We start from the raw sequence: 14,896 nt of genomic DNA, 5'->3' as shown, positions 1-14,896 counted from the left end.
TCGTTCTGATTGGTGGCGCCCCGCACCCCCGGCCTGCATAAGCGTTGCTAGCCAAGCTCTATCTCGTGGGCCTGCAGGTAGTCTCGGTTAATCTCGACACCGAGACCCGGCTTCGACGCCAGCTTGAGGCTGCCGTTCGAGACATCGAGTGGCTCGTCGATGAGGTGATTGTATTTATCGAGATTCCACTGCGACGTTTCGAGCTTGTAGAAGTTGGGAACCGTCATCATCACCTGCGCTCCCGCAACCACGTTGATCGGTCCCGCGGCGTCATGGGGCGAGACCGGGATATAGTACGCTTCGCAAAGGGCGGAAATCTTCTTCAGTTCGGTAATGCCGCCGGTCCAGGTAACGTCCGGCATGATGTAGTCCGCAAGCCTGTTCTCGAGCACCGGCACGAAATCCCACTTGGTGTGGCCGCGCTCGCCCCACGAGATAGCGGCGCTGACCTTCTCACGCACCTGCTTGAGGGCATTGAGGCTCTCGGGCGGACAAGGCTCCTCGAACCAGTCGATCTGGCCGGCTTCCTCGAGGCTCCGGCAGAGGCGAATGGCGGTGGGGACGTCGAAGCGGCCATGCGCATCGATGAGAATGTCGACATCGGGCCCCGCCGTTTCGCGGATCAGAGCCGTCAACTCGGCGGCCTCGCGCTCGTCCTTGCGGGTCATGCTGCCATCGAGGTAGCCGTCCCGCTGTTCGCGCGCCAAGCCATCGGCGGTGCGACCCTGGTGGGGGAAAGGATCGAACTTCAGCCCGGTGTGCCCGGATTCGACGATGTCTCGAATTTCGCGGACCACAGCCTCCTTGCTGGTAAACTTGGCCTGGTTGGGATGGGTATAGAGCGCGATTTCATCGCGCACCGGTCCGCCCAGCAGCTCGTAGATCGGCTTGCCTAGAACTTTGCCGCGAATGTCCCAGAGCGCTATGTCGATAGCGCTCACGCATTCGACTGCGGCGCCGCGGCTGCCCATATAGGTGAAGCTGCGGAAAATCTTGTGCCAGAGATGCTCGATGCGCGCCGGATCCTCACCTGTGATGGCAACACCGATCTGCCGCAGGATCGTGCAGAGCGCGCGGTTGGCGAGCCTTGTGGTGGTGGTGATTTCCCCCCAGCCACTCACCCCTTCGTCGGTCGTCACCTCGACGAACAGGAACTCTCCCCAATAGGAAGCATCGGACTTGATCAGCCACGGCCGAACGCTCGTGATTTTCATCTCTCAACTACCTCTGTCTGATGGCCGGACCAATGATTTTCTGGGCTGGAAATTCTATCCGGCCCGAGCGGCGTTGCGCGCACGCATCTGTTCGAGAACGTGCCGGCCGGAACCCTCGACATGGCGGGCAATGAGTTCGGCCGCCTCGTCGGCATTTCCGGCTTTGATATGCGCGATGAGCTCGCGGTGTTCACGCATGATGGCGGCCCGCCGCGCGAGCGTGAAATTGAAACGCCGGCTCACGGCTCGCAGCACTTCGCGATGCTTCCACCAAAGCTCGGCGGCATGGCGGTTGTAGTGGCGCTGGTACATTACGGTGTGGAAGGCGGTATCCAGTTCACTGTGCCGCAATGTGTCGGTGAAGTTGTTCTCTTCGATCAGAGCCTGGATGCGTTCGAGTTCGGCGATGTCCTCGCCGGTCGCCATGTTCACGAACCATCGCGTCAGGGCCGGCTCGATCAGGACTCCGATCTCGTAGATATCCCGGACAAAATCCTGGTCTATGGGCCGGACGCGCGCGCCACGGTTGGCGACAAAGGTGACGAAGCCCTCCCCTCGCAACAGCTGCAGCGCCTCGCGTACGGGGTTGGTCGAGGTGCCGTGACGCCGGGCGAGATCGGTAACCACAAGTCGTTCGTTGGCGGCGAGCCGTCCCTCGATGATGTCTTCCCGGATCAGTTCATAAAGCGAGGCGCCCTCGCTGGACGCCCCGATGGGATCAATCCCCACGGGTGGCTCTGCTTTGAAATCGCTTGTTTCGGCCAAAGCCGGCTCCCCCGATTAGTACATCACATGCTCGATATCATACACGGGTTTTGCAAACAATGTACGATCGGGTGCGTTGACAGGCAATCCACGATCTGAAAACGTACCAGATGATCGAAGGGATACATTAAGCAGAAGGACGCATCCCGCACGGTCGGACGAGCCCCTTGGCGCACAGCGGCATGGGAGAATCTGGGAGGATACTATGACGAGGATTACACTCGGCGGTGCCGTCCTGCGCGGCACTGTCTTCACTGCTTTGATGGCGTCGCTCATGTCGGGATCGGCGCTGGGTGCGCCGCCGGTCGATTTGAGCAAGTGGTCGCCGGAATATGTGCGCTCCATCGCCGGCACACAGGATTTCGACACGGCCGCCGATTGCGGCAAGGTCACCCCGCTCGACTACAAAGGGCGACTGACCTTCTGGTATCAGGGCGTGTTCGAGGGCGACCCCGACCTGCTGCGTCAGTACTACAAGGATTTCTTCGAGACGTTCCGCAAGACCTATCCGAACATCCAGCTCGAGGATCAGGCCCTCACCTACAACGACCTTCTCGACAAATTCCGCACGGCGCTGCTGGGCAACGCCGCGCCGATGGCGGTCCGCCTGCAAATCCTGGGCGGAACCGAGTTCGCCTCGAAGGGTTATCTGCAGCCGCTCAAGCCGGAAGATGTGGGCTATCCCACAGAGGATTTCTGGCCCGGCGCCATGAAGGCGGTAACCTGGGATGGCGTGACCTACGGCATTCCCACCAACAATGAGACGATGGCGTTCATCTGGAACGCCGACATTTTCAAGCGTGCGGGCCTCGATCCGGACAAGGCTCCGGCTACCTGGGACGACGTCGTCAAATATTCCAAGCAGATCCATGACAAGCTCGGCATAGCCGGCTACGGCCTCGTGGCGCGCAAGAACGCCGGCAACACGCCGTACCGCTTCATGCCGCAACTATGGGCCTATGGCGGCGGTGTCTTCGACGAAGCCTCCGCGAACCCGACCTATAAGGAGGTCGAGCTCAATAGCCCGCAGAGCAAGGCGGCGTTGCAAGCCTCCTACGACATGTATGTTCGCGACAAGTCGGTTCCGGTCTCGGCCCTCACCAACCAGCAGGCCGATAACCAGCCCCTGTTCGTCGCCGGCCAACTCGGCATGATGGTCTCGCACCCGTCCGACTATAACGTCATGCTCGACCTGCAGAAGAAGGCAACGGGCGCCGACAAGGACAAGGCGCAGACCGTCATCGACAACATGCGCTATGGCCTGATTCCGACCGGCCCCGACGGCAAGCGGGCCGTCGTGTTTGGCGGCTCGAACATTCACATCCTGAAGCCCGAATATGTCGACGGCGGCAAGGTGGACGAGCCGGCCGCAAAGGCCATCATCTGCATGTGGACGAGCCCTGAATGGTCGTTGAAGATGGCGTATGCCGGCTCGAACCCGGGCAACCTCAACGGCTTCAAGACCAAATGGATGAAGGAACGTCTGGACAACATCAAGTTCCTCGATGTCACCACCTCGATGTTGCCATACGGCATTCCGTTCCCGGCGCTGCCGCAATCCCCCGAGATCATGAATATCATCGTCCCGGACATGCTGCAGAACGCCCTGACCGGAGCGATGACCGTCGACCAGGCAGCGGACGACGCGGCCGAGAAGGTGAAAAACCTGATGGACGGACTCTAGTCCGGGCCTGACCTGCGATCCGACCGGCTGCGCCGATAGTGCGTGCAGCCGGTTTGCTCCGAACAATAAGGGCACGCCATCGTGACGATCGTGACCGGCAAGGCCGAGGCTCGCCGAAGATTGCAACCCGGTAGCTCCGGCGTGCTGCGGAATATCTGGGAGCATCGCGCCGACTACGCTTACGTGCTTCCAGCGATCGCCGTGATGCTCATCGTCATCGCCTATCCGATCTACTACACGGTCGAGCTGTCGTTCTTTAAGACGCCGCCTGGCCTGCAGCTCCGCGACAAGACCTTCATCGGATTGGACAACTACACGGCCATCCTCACCAGTCAGGTGTTCTGGAAAGTTACCCTGAACACCCTGATCTGGACGATCGCATCCACCTTCGTTGCCTTTGCCCTTGGGTTTGCCGCCGCGCTGGCGCTCCACCGCGAGTTTATCGGCCGGGGCGTCCTGCGCGCTATCCTGATCATTCCCTGGGTCATCAGCGCGGTTGCCGCCTCCTATATCTGGAAGTGGATCTACCATTCGGACTTCGGCATCATCGGCGCGGTGCTGGTCGGCCTCGGATTGGCCGACCGGCCGCCGAACTTCATCGACAACGTCAGCACGGTGCTGCCCTCCTTGATCGTCGTCAATATCTGGCGCGAGTTTCCGTTTGCCATGATCATGATGATGGCCGGCTTGCAGACGGTCCCCGACCAGTTGCTGCGCGCCGCGGAAGTTGACGGGGCCAATGCATGGCAGCGTTTCTGGCACGTCACCTTCCCGCATCTGCGCAACGTCTCGACGGTGACGATCCTGTTGCTCGCGGTGGCCAATTTCAATTCCTTCATCATCCCGTGGATCATGACCGGTGGCGGGCCGTCGAACGCGTCGCATATCTGGATCACCCACATCTATGAGCTCGCCTTCGGCCGGCAGCGATGGGGTGTCGCATCGGCCTATTCGGTACTCCTGTTCCTCATGCTGATGGTGCTGGGCTACTTCTACGTTCGTGCGCTGGCCGGCAACGAGCGCAAAGAGGGGAGCGCATGAGCACGATCGTCGCGACAGCCCCTCGAGGTCCGGCCCGGCGCCGCATGCGCATCGACGGATGGCGTTGGGCCGGGCGCATCTTCCTCGTGTTCATGCTGCTTTACACCGCGTTGCCGATGATCTGGATGCTGATCACCTCGATCAAGTCCGGCTTCGCGGCGATGCAGTTCCCGCCGCAATGGTGGCCGGAAGAGCCTACCCTGGCCAGCTACCAGAAGCTGCTCGATCCGCAAAACAGCGTCGGCCAAGACTTCCTGCGTTTTTTCTGGAACAGCCTCTACGTGTCCACGGTCACCACAATCCTTTCGGTGATCGTGGCCGTTCCTGCGGCCTACGCCTTTTCGCGCTTTCGTTTCCCCGGTCGAAACTTCCTGTTCTTCACCGTGCTTTTGCGCAACATGTTCCCGGCGGTGATCTTTCTCGTGCCGCTCTTCATCCTGATGCGCGCGATCGGGCTGGTGAACACCCATGGCTCGCTCATTCTCACCTATCTCACCTTCGGCCTGCCGCTGGCGATCTGGCTGCTCAAGGGCTTTTACGACAACATTCCGGTGCAGCTCGAGCAGGCGGCGCGCATCGATGGGGCGACACGGTTTCAGGCCTTCATCCTGATCGTGATGCCCCTCTCGACGCCCGGAATCATCGCCACCGCGATCTATTCCTTTATTGGCGCCTGGAACGAGTACATCTATGCCTACACCTTCCTTTCCAAGAACGAGCAGTTGACCCTGCCGGTCGGCATACAGCGTTTCTTCTCGGAGAATACGACGGACTTTCCGGGCCTGATGGCGGCCAGCTTCATGATGAGCGTGCCCGTCGTGGTGCTGTTCCTCCTCCTGCAACGATACTTCGTACGCGCCCTTACAGAAGGCGCGGTCAAACACTAGAGCCGGATGATTTCAGGTCTGTTCGACCTGAAATCTGAATCCGCCTCTAAATCAAAGAGATAGAGCATGATGTCGTCCGAAAACCGCTTCACACTTTTCGGCATCATGCCGTAGGGAGTTGCCGATGGCCCACGTGGTCCTGAGAGATCTCGTCAAGACCTATGGCGGCTTCAAAGCTGTCAACGACGTTTCGCTGACGGTCAATGACGGCGAGTTCGTTGCGCTCGTCGGCCCTTCGGGCTGCGGCAAGACAACCACGCTCAATCTTGTCGCGGGATTGATCCCGGTCACATCGGGCGACATCGTCATCGGCGACCGCGTGGTCAACGACCTCGACCCCAAGGACCGGGACATCGCGATGGTGTTCCAGAACTACGCGCTCTACCCGCAGAAATCGGTCTACAAGAACCTGGCGTTCCCGCTGCAGATGCGCAAGCTGCCCAGGGACGAGATCGACAGGAAGGTCAAGGAAGCGGCGCGCGTGCTCGACATGACGCACCTGCTCGAGCGCAAGCCGCGCGAACTTTCAGGCGGGCAGCAGCAACGTGTCGCCTTGGGGCGCGCCCTCGTCCGCGACCCTGCCGTTTTCCTCATGGACGAGCCGCTCTCCAACCTCGACGCCAAACTGCGCGTCCAGATGCGCTCGGAGATCAAGCGCTTCCACCAGGACCTCAAGGCGACCATCATCTATGTCACGCACGACCAGCTCGAAGCCGTGACCATGGCCGACAAGATGGCGGTGATGAACGGCGGCTACCTGTTGCAATACGATTCTCCGGCGCAGGTCTTTGCCCATCCGGTGAACATGTTCGTCGCCAGCTTCATCGGCAGCCCGGCGATGAGCCTTGTTCCACTGGAGGCATCGACAGCAAACGGCAACACTGCGTTGACCGGCGCGGAGGGCTGGAGCCTTGAGCTCTCGCCGCTCAACGCCCGGAAGGTTGCGAAGGCAACGTCGAGGAAAGTCGTGCTCGGCGCACGTCACTCGACCATCAGGCTCCACAAGAGCGCGGTGTCAGGCAGCGTCCCGGCCACGGCCTATACAGTGGAGCCGACCGGAGACGTCACCTTCGTGCAGGCGTTGCTGTCAGGCGCCATCGTCAACATCAGCGTGTCCCCCAACATCGCCGTCGCACCTGACGAGCAGATCTGGCTCGAGTTCGACCAGGAGCGGCTGCATCTGTTCGATGGCGAAACTGAACTGGCCCTCAAGGCCGGCTGAGACAAGACGGGGTTCATTGGGAACGTTGGGGATGACTGAAAAGCTTAAGATCACCGCGATCAAACCCTATCCTGTATGGGTTGGAACGCGTAATCAGATGCTCGTCAAGATCGAGACCGACCAGGGCGTCTTCGGCTGGGGCGAGAGCGGCTTGAGCGGGCGCGAAAAGGCCGTTGCCGGCGCGGTCGAGCATTATCGCGAGTTTCTCATCGGCCGCGACCCGATGCAGATCGGGCGGATCTGGCAGGAGGCATATCGCAGCCAGTACTTCGAGGGCGGGCGCGTTCTGCAGGCGGCGATTTCCGCCATCGACATCGCCCTGCACGACATCAAGGGCAAGGCGCTGGGGGTGCCTGTCTACGAACTGCTGGGCGGCAAGCAGCGCGACTGCATCCCCACCTTCGCCTCGACCGGAGACGAGGCCGAGGGCGACGTCGCCATCGAACGAGCCCGGGAGCTGCGCGCACGGGGGTGGCAGGCGATCCGCTTCTTCCCCGCAGGGCAAAGCAGCAGGGACATCTTCGAACCCCGCGAGTCGATCGGCGCTACCGCGAGCATGCTGAACAAGGCGCGCGAGGCGCTTGGCGACGACGTCGTTCTCGGCATCGACTATCATCATCGGCTGTCGGTGGCAGAGGCGGCGAGCTTCTGCAACAAGCTCGGCCGCGGCGTGCTTGATTTTCTCGAGGAGCCGATCCGCGACGAGACACCTGAAGCCTACGAATCCCTGCGCAGGATGACCGACATTCCCTTTGCCATCGGCGAGGAATTTGCCAGCAAGTGGCAGTTCCTGCCCTACATCGAGCGCGGCATCCATCAGTTCAACCGTCTCGATGTCTGCAATGTCGGCGGGCTCACCGAGGCGATGAAAGTCGCCGGCTGGAGCGAGGCGCACTATGTCGACCTGATGCCGCACAATCCGCTTGGTCCGGTGTGCACGGCCGCGACCCTGCATCTCGCCGCCGCGGTACCCAACTTCGCGTGGCTCGAGACCAGGGAACCCGAGACGAAGCTGGGCTTCGACAATTCCGACTTCTTCCCCGTGCAGCCACGGCTCGACGGTCCCGACTATCCGGTAAGCGACCTGCCGGGGCTCGGCGTCGAGGTCAACGAAGCGGCGGTCCGGGCGGAGGCTTTTCGTTTCTGGGAAGCGCCTCACCTCAGGCGCCGGGACGGGTCTGTTACGAACTGGTAGTTCCATCTCAACCGGAGTCCACAATGACGCATATCCCTGACATCACGCGACCGCCCAAAGACCTCATTGACGCCCTGAGGGAAATCGGCGCCGCGACGGTTGCCGGCGCGCTAGGCCACATGGGTTTCCGCAATCCGCACATGGTCGGTCCGGTGGCGCAGAACCATGGGAAGTCGATCGTCGGGCCGGCGCTGACGCTGCAGTTCCTGCCGCAGCGGCCGGACCTCTTCAGCGAGGGAGAATACGCCGACCCGGAAACGCAACTGCACCGGCACGTGCTCTATCACGCGCAGGAAGGCGATGTGGTCGTCGTCGACGCGCGCGGTGACATGAGCTCGGGCGTCTTCGGCGATATGATGTCGACCTATTTCAAGGGCAGAGGCGGCGCGGGCATCGTCATTGATGGATGCATGCGCGACCGGCCGAATGTGGAAAAGCTCGATCTGCCGCTATGGCTGCGCGGCTGGACGCCCAACTACCATGTGCAAACCAGCATCTATCCGAACGCAGTCAACGTTCCGATCGCCTGCGGCGGTGTCACGGTGATCCCCGGCGACATCATAGTGGCGGACGACGACGGGGCGGTTGTGCTTCCCGTCGCAATGGCCGCAAAGGTGATCGAAGAATCCCAGAAGCATCACGATTGGGAAGAGTTCTCGCGAGAGAAGCTGATGCAGGGCGCACCGCTGCAGCGCTACTATCCGCTGCATGACGATGCCCGCGGCGAATATGAGGAGTGGCGCAAAGCCAATCGTCCGGCGATTGACGCAGGCATTCAAGACGATCCATATGTGCGGTGAAATTCGATGTGCCCCCCGGCAGACTACTGGGGGGCCGTCTCAGCCGGGACCGCGCCGCCGACGAACGTCCCGATCAAGAAAGGCGCTTTCGTCTGGCGAGGCGGCGGCTCCGACACGGAAGGCGAACGACGTGACCCGCGTCGCATTGATGTCGATACCGCACCGAAAGCTCAGATGGTACCATGTCGTTGCCGTGCGGAAAGCGGTGTCTGGGGCGTCAAGAACATTGCCGGCCTTGAGCGGAATGCTTGGGATCAGTTGGGGAGAATAAGAGGCGTCGTTCAACTCTTGCTCAAGAACGCTGGCGCAAAGTCTGGCGGCCCGTTGATCGCGAGGCACGTCGGCCATCGAGTTCGTTGCGAACACATCACCGGTAGCGCCTTGCGAAAAGAGTTTGCGAACGCCCGGAAGGCCCGAATATGGCCGCGGTGTAGCCGAGGCCACGTCGATGGAGTTTGGCTCTTCGGTGATTCCGCGTCCTGACTTCGTAGCCTTTGCGGGGCGGCGTTTCGGCACGTTTTCGGGTCTGGTCCGAGGCGCCTGAGCCGACGCGGGAAGCTCGATCTCACCGTCGTCCCCATGGGCAGCCAAAGGCATTGCGGCCGCGGATGCCTCTTTGTCAGCGGGTGGGGTCGCAGCCTCCTGTTTGTCCGCTTCCGGTTTCTCATTAATCTTGGCTGACTCTGCCGGCTCTCCGGCGTCTGGCGCTGAGGCGGGTTTACTCGCCGCATTCTTTGGCGCGACAGCCGACTGTGGCTCGTTATCCTTGGGCGGCGATGGCGCATTGTCTTGGGCGCTGCCTCCATCCAAGGATTTTTTAGGGCCAGTGTCTTTGTCGCCGAACTGAAAAACAGGCCTCAGGACCTCGATTGGCGGCAGCTTTTCCGGTGCCTGCTTTTCAACCTTCTGCTCCGAAGGATTTCCGGGTTGCGGTGGCCGCGGCGCGGGAGCGGGTTTCGGTTTTGGCTGTTCGGGCGGCGGCACGAGCGCGACGTTCACCGCCCGCTCCTCCTGCGGCTGCTGGGCAGGAACGGGCAGGCCATAGACCAGGAACGCGGTGATGAGCGCATGCAGGACCAGCGATGCGGGCAAGGCCCACAGCAAAGTCCGCCGCCGCTCGGATGTCTCGGTCTTCATCCCTCACGATGTGGAGCGAAACTGCGGCGGCATCAAGCGTGGCAACCGTATTGGCGCATTCAGCCGCAGCTCAGCAGTGAGGAGACGACGCCTGATTGCTTCTCGCCGCCGGCTCCATTCTCTGCATGCCCGCCTCCAATCTCAGCGACGCAGGCTGGCGTCGCGGGCTCGCTCGCGGAGCTCTTCGCGAGAAAGGCCCGCATCCGCCAATATGCTGTCTGGAAGCCGCCTCAAGCTCGCAAGCGTCTGGCGATAGGCAAGCCAGCGGGCGAAACGGTGTCGAAGTTCATGCAACATGATCGTCTCCTTGGCGAGCGGGATACCCACGCTCTTGGATTGCTCGAAAACGCAAAGCAATCGCGCAAAGCGTATGCACGATCGAACGGATTGCGCTGACTGCCTGGCCAACCGAGGTGCCTGTCATTTTCCCGCCAGGGCAGAATTATCAAGCGCTTCCAATGCCTATATACTTGCGCGTGATGGCCGCTTCGCGCTACAGCCACGGTCGCAAGGAGTTTTTCATTTCTGCAAAATGGATATTGGCTGGGACGATCTGAGGTTGTTTCTCGACGTTGCGCGGCTGGGTGGCCTGAGCGCGGCTACGGCAACCACGCGCCTCAGCGCAGCCACACTCGGACGACGCGTCACCGCGCTCGAAAAGCAGATCGGCGAAGCGCTGTTCGTACGGCAGCAGACCGGCTACCGGCTAACCCCGGTCGGTGAAGAACTGCTGCGGCGCACCGAAGACGTCGAAGCAGCAATGCAGTCGCTGACCCGCTGGCGCGAGGGAAACCTGCCCGACCGCATTGTCCGCGTCTCGGCCGGGCCTTGGACCTCGGCCTTCGTTTCGGCCCATATCGGCGAAATCTGGACGGTCGATGACGGCATCAGGGTGGAACTCGTCACCACCACCGACCGGGTCGACATCGGTCGCCGCGCCGCCGATATCGGCATCCGCAGCGAGCGTCCAACCGAACAGTGGCTGGCCGGCCGCCAGAGCGGCAAGGTCGCGTATGCCATTTATTCCGGATGCCACCTGATCAACGGCATCGCTGCCGGCTTGTTCGTCGGCGTCACCGGCGAAGGAGCAAACGTCGCCTCGGCGCGCTGGCTGCAAGCCCATCACGGCGACCGCATCGCCGTGCGAGGCAACAACACCCATTCGGTGCGAGAACTTGTGGCCGCGGGCGCCGGCCTTTCCGTGTTTCCGTGTTTCGTCGGCGACAGCGATCCGCGGCTGGTTCGCGTCGCTCAGCCTATCCCCGAACTCGAAACCGACCAGTGGATCGTCACCCATCATGAGGAACGCCACTCCCCGCCAGTACGAAAGATTGCCGACCGGATTGCCGCTCTGATGCGGGCCCATCAGCCGTTGTTTCGCGGCAAGATGCCGATCCGCTAAGCGTCAGGCGTCGATCGGCCGCCAGATTCTCAAGGTTCTCGCGCGTGAGGCGGGCGCGTGAAGCTTGAAGGGGTTGGATCCCGGATTGTGGATTTTCGCTGGCCAGAAGCCGAGCGAATTCCGGAACATTGGACTAGACCCATTCAAAAGGTCGGCTCATTCAGGCGTATATGATACAAGTCCCACATCTTGTCTTGCCGCAAAGTTCACCCTCTGATTCCCTGTGCCAAGGCGATAGAACCTGATTCTTGCACCTGGCGTGTTCAAGCGGCGCGTTCCGGGAACTTTTTGTCGATCAATTCCAAGGAGACAAGACGATGAGCACCGCGGCAAGGCCCGTCATCTCGGAAATGCGGCCGAAGATAACCGTCATTGGTGTGGGCGGTGGCGGCGGCAACGCGGTCAACAACATGATTGCCGAAAATCTGCAGGGTGCGGAGTTCATCGTCGCCAACACCGATGCCCAGGCACTGACCATGTCGAAAGCATCGCGGCTGATCCAGCTGGGTGCCCATGTCACGGAAGGCCTGGGCGCCGGGTCGCTGCCGGCGGTCGGCCGCGCGGCAGCCGAGGAATCGATCGACGAGATCAGGGACCACCTTGCGGGAACCCATATGTGCTTCGTGACCGCCGGCATGGGAGGCGGAACTGGAACCGGTGCCGCGCCCGTCATAGCGAACGCTGCACGGGCAGCCGGCATCCTGACCGTGGCCGTCGTCACCAAGCCGTTCACCTTCGAAGGGAAGCGCCGCATGCAAGCCGCCGAAGAGGGCATCGAGCAGCTTCGCGAATGCGCCGATACCGTGATCGTTATTCCGAACCAGAACCTCTTCAGGATCGCCGACGCAAAGACGACTTTCGCGGACGCCTTCGCCATGGCTGATCGCGTCCTTTATTCCGGCGTCGGCTGCATAACCGATCTCATCGTCAAGGAGGGGCTGATCAATCTCGACTTCGCCGACGTGAAGTCGGTGATGCGCGACATGGGTCGCGCAATGATGGGTACCGGGGAAGCCACGGGCGAGGACCGCGCCAGGAAGGCCGCCGAAGCGGCGATAGCAAACCCGCTTCTCGACGAAGCCTCGATGATCGGCGCCAAGGGCGTCCTGGTCTCGATCTCGGGCGGCATGGACATGACGCTGTTCGAAGTCGATGAGGCCGCCACCCGCATCCGCGAGGAGGTCGACGCCGACGCCGACATCATCGTCGGCGCCATATTCGACCGGGCACTCGCCGGAAAATTCAGGGTCTCAGTCGTCGCGACAGGATTGCGGCAGGGCCTGGAGATACCGCAGTAGGCAGGATCCGGGCTGCTGATTTATGAGTCTGGTGGACCGTGGTCATGGGCTTCGCCACCGAAAAGTCGGCCCGCAAGCCCGCACCATTGAACTTGCCGGTGAATTTGCGTTGCCGGCCTAGGGACCGAATTCGTTTCGAGGCCGCTGCCATGAATGCGCGCACTCGCATCAGCGCCGCCGCGGAACCGCTCCCAACTGCAACCGCCGCGAATGCGCTTCGACCCAGATCCCCAACAGGAGGCCATACGGATTGACCACGGCAGACATTTCGCCTGCGATATGGCCAGCGTCTGCTGACCACATGATCGGCCCTTTCTGATCGGTGATGCGGGCTCGCTGGATATGGCACAATAAAACCGGCATGGGTCAGACGTCGGGAGCATCCAGTGGCGGCCAGCCTCGCAAGCGCTATATCGAAGAAAAACTCAGGTCGACCCGACAGGAGCATACTCCATGGCTGACACGCCGATACCCGATGCTTCGTTTCTCGCGGCCCTGACGACAGAGCATTTCGTGCAGCAGACAGCGATCAGCACGTCCATAAGTGAAATGGCGTCGCGAACGACCATCTACATTATGTCTCTGTCGAGCGCTCTGGTGGCAACGGGCTTTGTTACGCAGTCCTCCGAGTTCTTCCTGCCGTTTGTCGCGGTTGTGCTGCCATCGGTCTTTTTACTGGGTGCCTTTACCGTCTTGAGGTTGGTCGACATCGCCGCTGAGAACATGCAGGCCCATATCGGCATTGCCCGGATCAGAGCCTACTATCGAACTTTGGGCGACGAGGCTGCCTTCCAGTTTTCCAAGGAATTCGGTCGCTGGCCCGAAAATGACGCCGAACCTTCTCTTCGTACTGGGCCTCTCCTGGCGTACCTGACCACTGCAGCGACTATGATCGCATTCATAAATGCCATCGTCGCTGCGGCCGGCGTTACTCTGCTTGCGTTTCGTGTCGGTGCAGAACTATTGCTCGCGCTGTGTCTTGGTGCCGGAACAGCAATCGGCTTGATGACGATTTTCTATTTATACCAGCGCCTTCGGACGAAAGGCATGGTCCGCATTGCCAAACCCTATGGTTCTGAAAAGAGCGTGCTTTGAGCGGGTAATGAATGTGGTGTTTGTCTGAACGCCACCGGCATGGCAATTCCGATCTTATTGACGACCAATGCTCCACGCCCCTCGCAGGCTGTTCGCAATGGCGAGCCCTTTCGGGATCGAGACATTTCCGCAAACTTTTTTGCCCGGCATGCGTTGTTCCTTCTCCGAGCACAGGAGAAAGCCATGCAGACTAAGTCGCAGACTTCAGCCGAAGCCGCCAAGCAACGCCATATCCAGCGTGGTATCGACGCCAAAGACGAGACGAAGAGCAATGGCAAAATGCAACAAGCGATGCAAGCCGGCGCCCGCAAATATCCCGAGCCACCTTTTCCCGAGCAGCATCAACCCAAACCGGGGCATGAATGGGCGATCGAGCCCGCTCCGCTCTACGATGCGCCTTACTACCTCGGATCGAAAAAACTCGACGACAAGGTAGCGCTTATCACGGGTGGTGATTCCGGCATCGGCCGTTCGGTGGCAGTCTTGTTCGCCCGCGAGGGCGCCGACATTGCGATCGTATACTTGAGTGAAGACAGAGACGCCGAAGCGACCAAAAACGCCGTCGAAAAGGAAGGCCGGCGTTGCATACTGATAAAAGCCGATGTCAGTGAACGCGAGCATTGCCGCAACGCCGTGGCGCTGACGGTCGAAAAATTCGGCAGGATCGACGTGCTGGTCAACAACGCCGCTTTCCAAATCCATTCCAGTGACTTCAACGACCTGACCGAGGAACATTTCGACACGACGCTGAAGACCAATCTTTACGGCTATTTTCATATGGCGCAGGAGAGCGTGCCGCACATGGAGCCGGGCTCCGCGATCATCAATACCGGTTCGGTGACCGGCATCGACGGTTCCAAGCAACTGGTTGACTATTCGATGACCAAGGGCGGCATTCATGCCTTCACGCGAGCGCTTTCGGGCAATCTGATCGGCAAGGGCATCCGGGTAAACGCGGTCGCGCCAGGTCCGGTGTGGACGCCGCTCAACCCTTCGGACAAGGAAGCCGACGACGTCTCGAAATTCGGCGCGGATACGCCGATGAAACGGCCAGCGCAACCGGAAGAACTTGCCCCGGCTTACGTGTTCCTCGCCTCGTCGCATTGCTCGAGTTACATCACGGGAGAGATCCTGCCGGTGGTCGGTGGCTACTGAG

At 61.0% G+C, this 14,896-nt stretch carries 13 protein-coding genes; 10 read left to right on the top strand and 3 right to left on the bottom strand.

Going from position 1 to position 14,896, the window contains the following annotated elements:
* Window positions 1–47: 47 nt before the first annotated feature.
* Both X771_RS153180 and X771_RS153185 read right to left on the bottom strand, forming a co-directional pair.
* Entirely contained in the window at window positions 48–1,214 is a 1,167-nt protein-coding gene (locus X771_RS153180; protein ID WP_023687866.1) for a mandelate racemase/muconate lactonizing enzyme family protein, read from the bottom strand.
* A gap of 54 nt (window positions 1,215–1,268) precedes the next feature.
* Window positions 1,269–1,979 (bottom strand): GntR family transcriptional regulator, encoded by a 711-nt coding sequence (locus X771_RS153185; protein ID WP_023681193.1) that lies wholly within the window; start codon window positions 1,977–1,979, stop codon window positions 1,269–1,271.
* A 205-nt stretch (window positions 1,980–2,184) separates the two neighbouring features.
* Here X771_RS153185 and X771_RS153190 point away from each other — a divergent pair, with 205 nt between their 5' ends.
* From X771_RS153190 to X771_RS153215, 6 genes are all read left to right on the top strand, one after another.
* On the top strand, window positions 2,185–3,663 hold the full coding sequence (locus X771_RS153190) for a sugar ABC transporter substrate-binding protein (protein ID WP_031202596.1): 1,479 nt from the start codon (window positions 2,185–2,187) through the stop codon (window positions 3,661–3,663).
* An 81-nt stretch (window positions 3,664–3,744) separates the two neighbouring features.
* On the top strand, window positions 3,745–4,704 hold the full coding sequence (locus X771_RS153195; protein ID WP_023681191.1) for a sugar ABC transporter permease: 960 nt from the start codon (window positions 3,745–3,747) through the stop codon (window positions 4,702–4,704).
* Window positions 4,701–5,591 carry a carbohydrate ABC transporter permease gene (locus X771_RS153200; protein ID WP_023687864.1) on the top strand — a complete coding sequence of 297 codons (891 nt, stop codon included), beginning with the start codon at window positions 4,701–4,703 and terminating at the stop codon, window positions 5,589–5,591. The genes X771_RS153195 and X771_RS153200 overlap by 4 nt, the downstream gene beginning before the upstream one ends.
* A gap of 124 nt (window positions 5,592–5,715) precedes the next feature.
* The gene (locus tag X771_RS153205) at window positions 5,716–6,813 is read left to right on the top strand and encodes an ABC transporter ATP-binding protein (RefSeq protein ID WP_023687862.1); all 1,098 of its coding nucleotides are present in this window, start codon (window positions 5,716–5,718) and stop codon (window positions 6,811–6,813) included.
* Between the two features lie 31 nt (window positions 6,814–6,844).
* Window positions 6,845–8,008 (top strand): mandelate racemase/muconate lactonizing enzyme family protein, encoded by a 1,164-nt coding sequence (locus tag X771_RS153210; RefSeq protein WP_023687861.1) that lies wholly within the window; start codon window positions 6,845–6,847, stop codon window positions 8,006–8,008.
* Window positions 8,009–8,031: 23 nt separating this feature from the next.
* Entirely contained in the window at window positions 8,032–8,808 is a 777-nt protein-coding gene (locus X771_RS153215; protein ID WP_023687860.1) for a ribonuclease activity regulator RraA, read from the top strand.
* Window positions 8,809–8,847: 39 nt separating this feature from the next.
* On the opposite strand, the gene X771_RS153220 is transcribed toward X771_RS153215, so the two are convergent.
* Complete coding sequence (locus tag X771_RS153220; protein WP_023687859.1) at window positions 8,848–9,945, bottom strand: DUF930 domain-containing protein; 1,098 nt, start codon at window positions 9,943–9,945, stop codon at window positions 8,848–8,850.
* Window positions 9,946–10,477: 532 nt separating this feature from the next.
* On the opposite strand from X771_RS153220, the gene X771_RS153225 reads away from it, so the two are divergent.
* From X771_RS153225 to X771_RS153235, 4 genes are all read left to right on the top strand, one after another.
* Window positions 10,478–11,347 carry a LysR family transcriptional regulator gene (locus X771_RS153225; protein ID WP_023687858.1) on the top strand — a complete coding sequence of 290 codons (870 nt, stop codon included), beginning with the start codon at window positions 10,478–10,480 and terminating at the stop codon, window positions 11,345–11,347.
* Between the two features lie 317 nt (window positions 11,348–11,664).
* Complete coding sequence (gene ftsZ / locus X771_RS0133860; protein WP_023702103.1) at window positions 11,665–12,645, top strand: cell division protein FtsZ; 981 nt, start codon at window positions 11,665–11,667, stop codon at window positions 12,643–12,645.
* 453 nt (window positions 12,646–13,098) lie between these two features.
* Window positions 13,099–13,740: a hypothetical protein gene (locus X771_RS153230; protein ID WP_023687857.1), complete on the top strand. Its 642-nt coding sequence runs from the start codon at window positions 13,099–13,101 to the stop codon at window positions 13,738–13,740.
* Between the two features lie 183 nt (window positions 13,741–13,923).
* Window positions 13,924–14,895, top strand: coding sequence for an SDR family oxidoreductase (locus tag X771_RS153235; protein ID WP_023687856.1), 972 nt, complete (start codon window positions 13,924–13,926; stop codon window positions 14,893–14,895).
* Window position 14,896 lies beyond the last annotated feature (1 nt).

The organism is Mesorhizobium sp. LSJC269B00 (assembly GCF_000502815.1).
Taxonomy (GTDB): Bacteria; Pseudomonadota; Alphaproteobacteria; order Rhizobiales; family Rhizobiaceae; genus Mesorhizobium.
The sequence above is the reverse complement of the archived record's forward strand: the minus strand, read 5'-3'. Positions and strand labels throughout refer to the sequence as shown.

Excerpts from the sequence above, each read along its gene's own strand:
- X771_RS153230 (WP_023687857.1), top strand. The coding sequence starts at position 13,099 with ATGGCTGACACGCCGATACCCGATGCTTCGTTTCTCGCGGCCCTGACG.
- X771_RS153205 (WP_023687862.1), top strand. The coding sequence starts at position 5,716 with ATGGCCCACGTGGTCCTGAGAGATCTCGTCAAGACCTATGGCGGCTTC.
- ftsZ (WP_023702103.1), top strand. The coding sequence starts at position 11,665 with ATGAGCACCGCGGCAAGGCCCGTCATCTCGGAAATGCGGCCGAAGATA.
- X771_RS153200 (WP_023687864.1), top strand. The coding sequence starts at position 4,701 with ATGAGCACGATCGTCGCGACAGCCCCTCGAGGTCCGGCCCGGCGCCGC.
- X771_RS153235 (WP_023687856.1), top strand. The coding sequence starts at position 13,924 with ATGCAGACTAAGTCGCAGACTTCAGCCGAAGCCGCCAAGCAACGCCAT.
- X771_RS153215 (WP_023687860.1), top strand. The coding sequence starts at position 8,032 with ATGACGCATATCCCTGACATCACGCGACCGCCCAAAGACCTCATTGAC.
- X771_RS153225 (WP_023687858.1), top strand. The coding sequence starts at position 10,478 with ATGGATATTGGCTGGGACGATCTGAGGTTGTTTCTCGACGTTGCGCGG.
- X771_RS153210 (WP_023687861.1), top strand. The coding sequence starts at position 6,845 with ATGACTGAAAAGCTTAAGATCACCGCGATCAAACCCTATCCTGTATGG.
- X771_RS153180 (WP_023687866.1), bottom strand. The coding sequence starts at position 1,214 with ATGAAAATCACGAGCGTTCGGCCGTGGCTGATCAAGTCCGATGCTTCC.
- X771_RS153190 (WP_031202596.1), top strand. The coding sequence starts at position 2,185 with ATGACGAGGATTACACTCGGCGGTGCCGTCCTGCGCGGCACTGTCTTC.
- X771_RS153220 (WP_023687859.1), bottom strand. The coding sequence starts at position 9,945 with ATGAAGACCGAGACATCCGAGCGGCGGCGGACTTTGCTGTGGGCCTTG.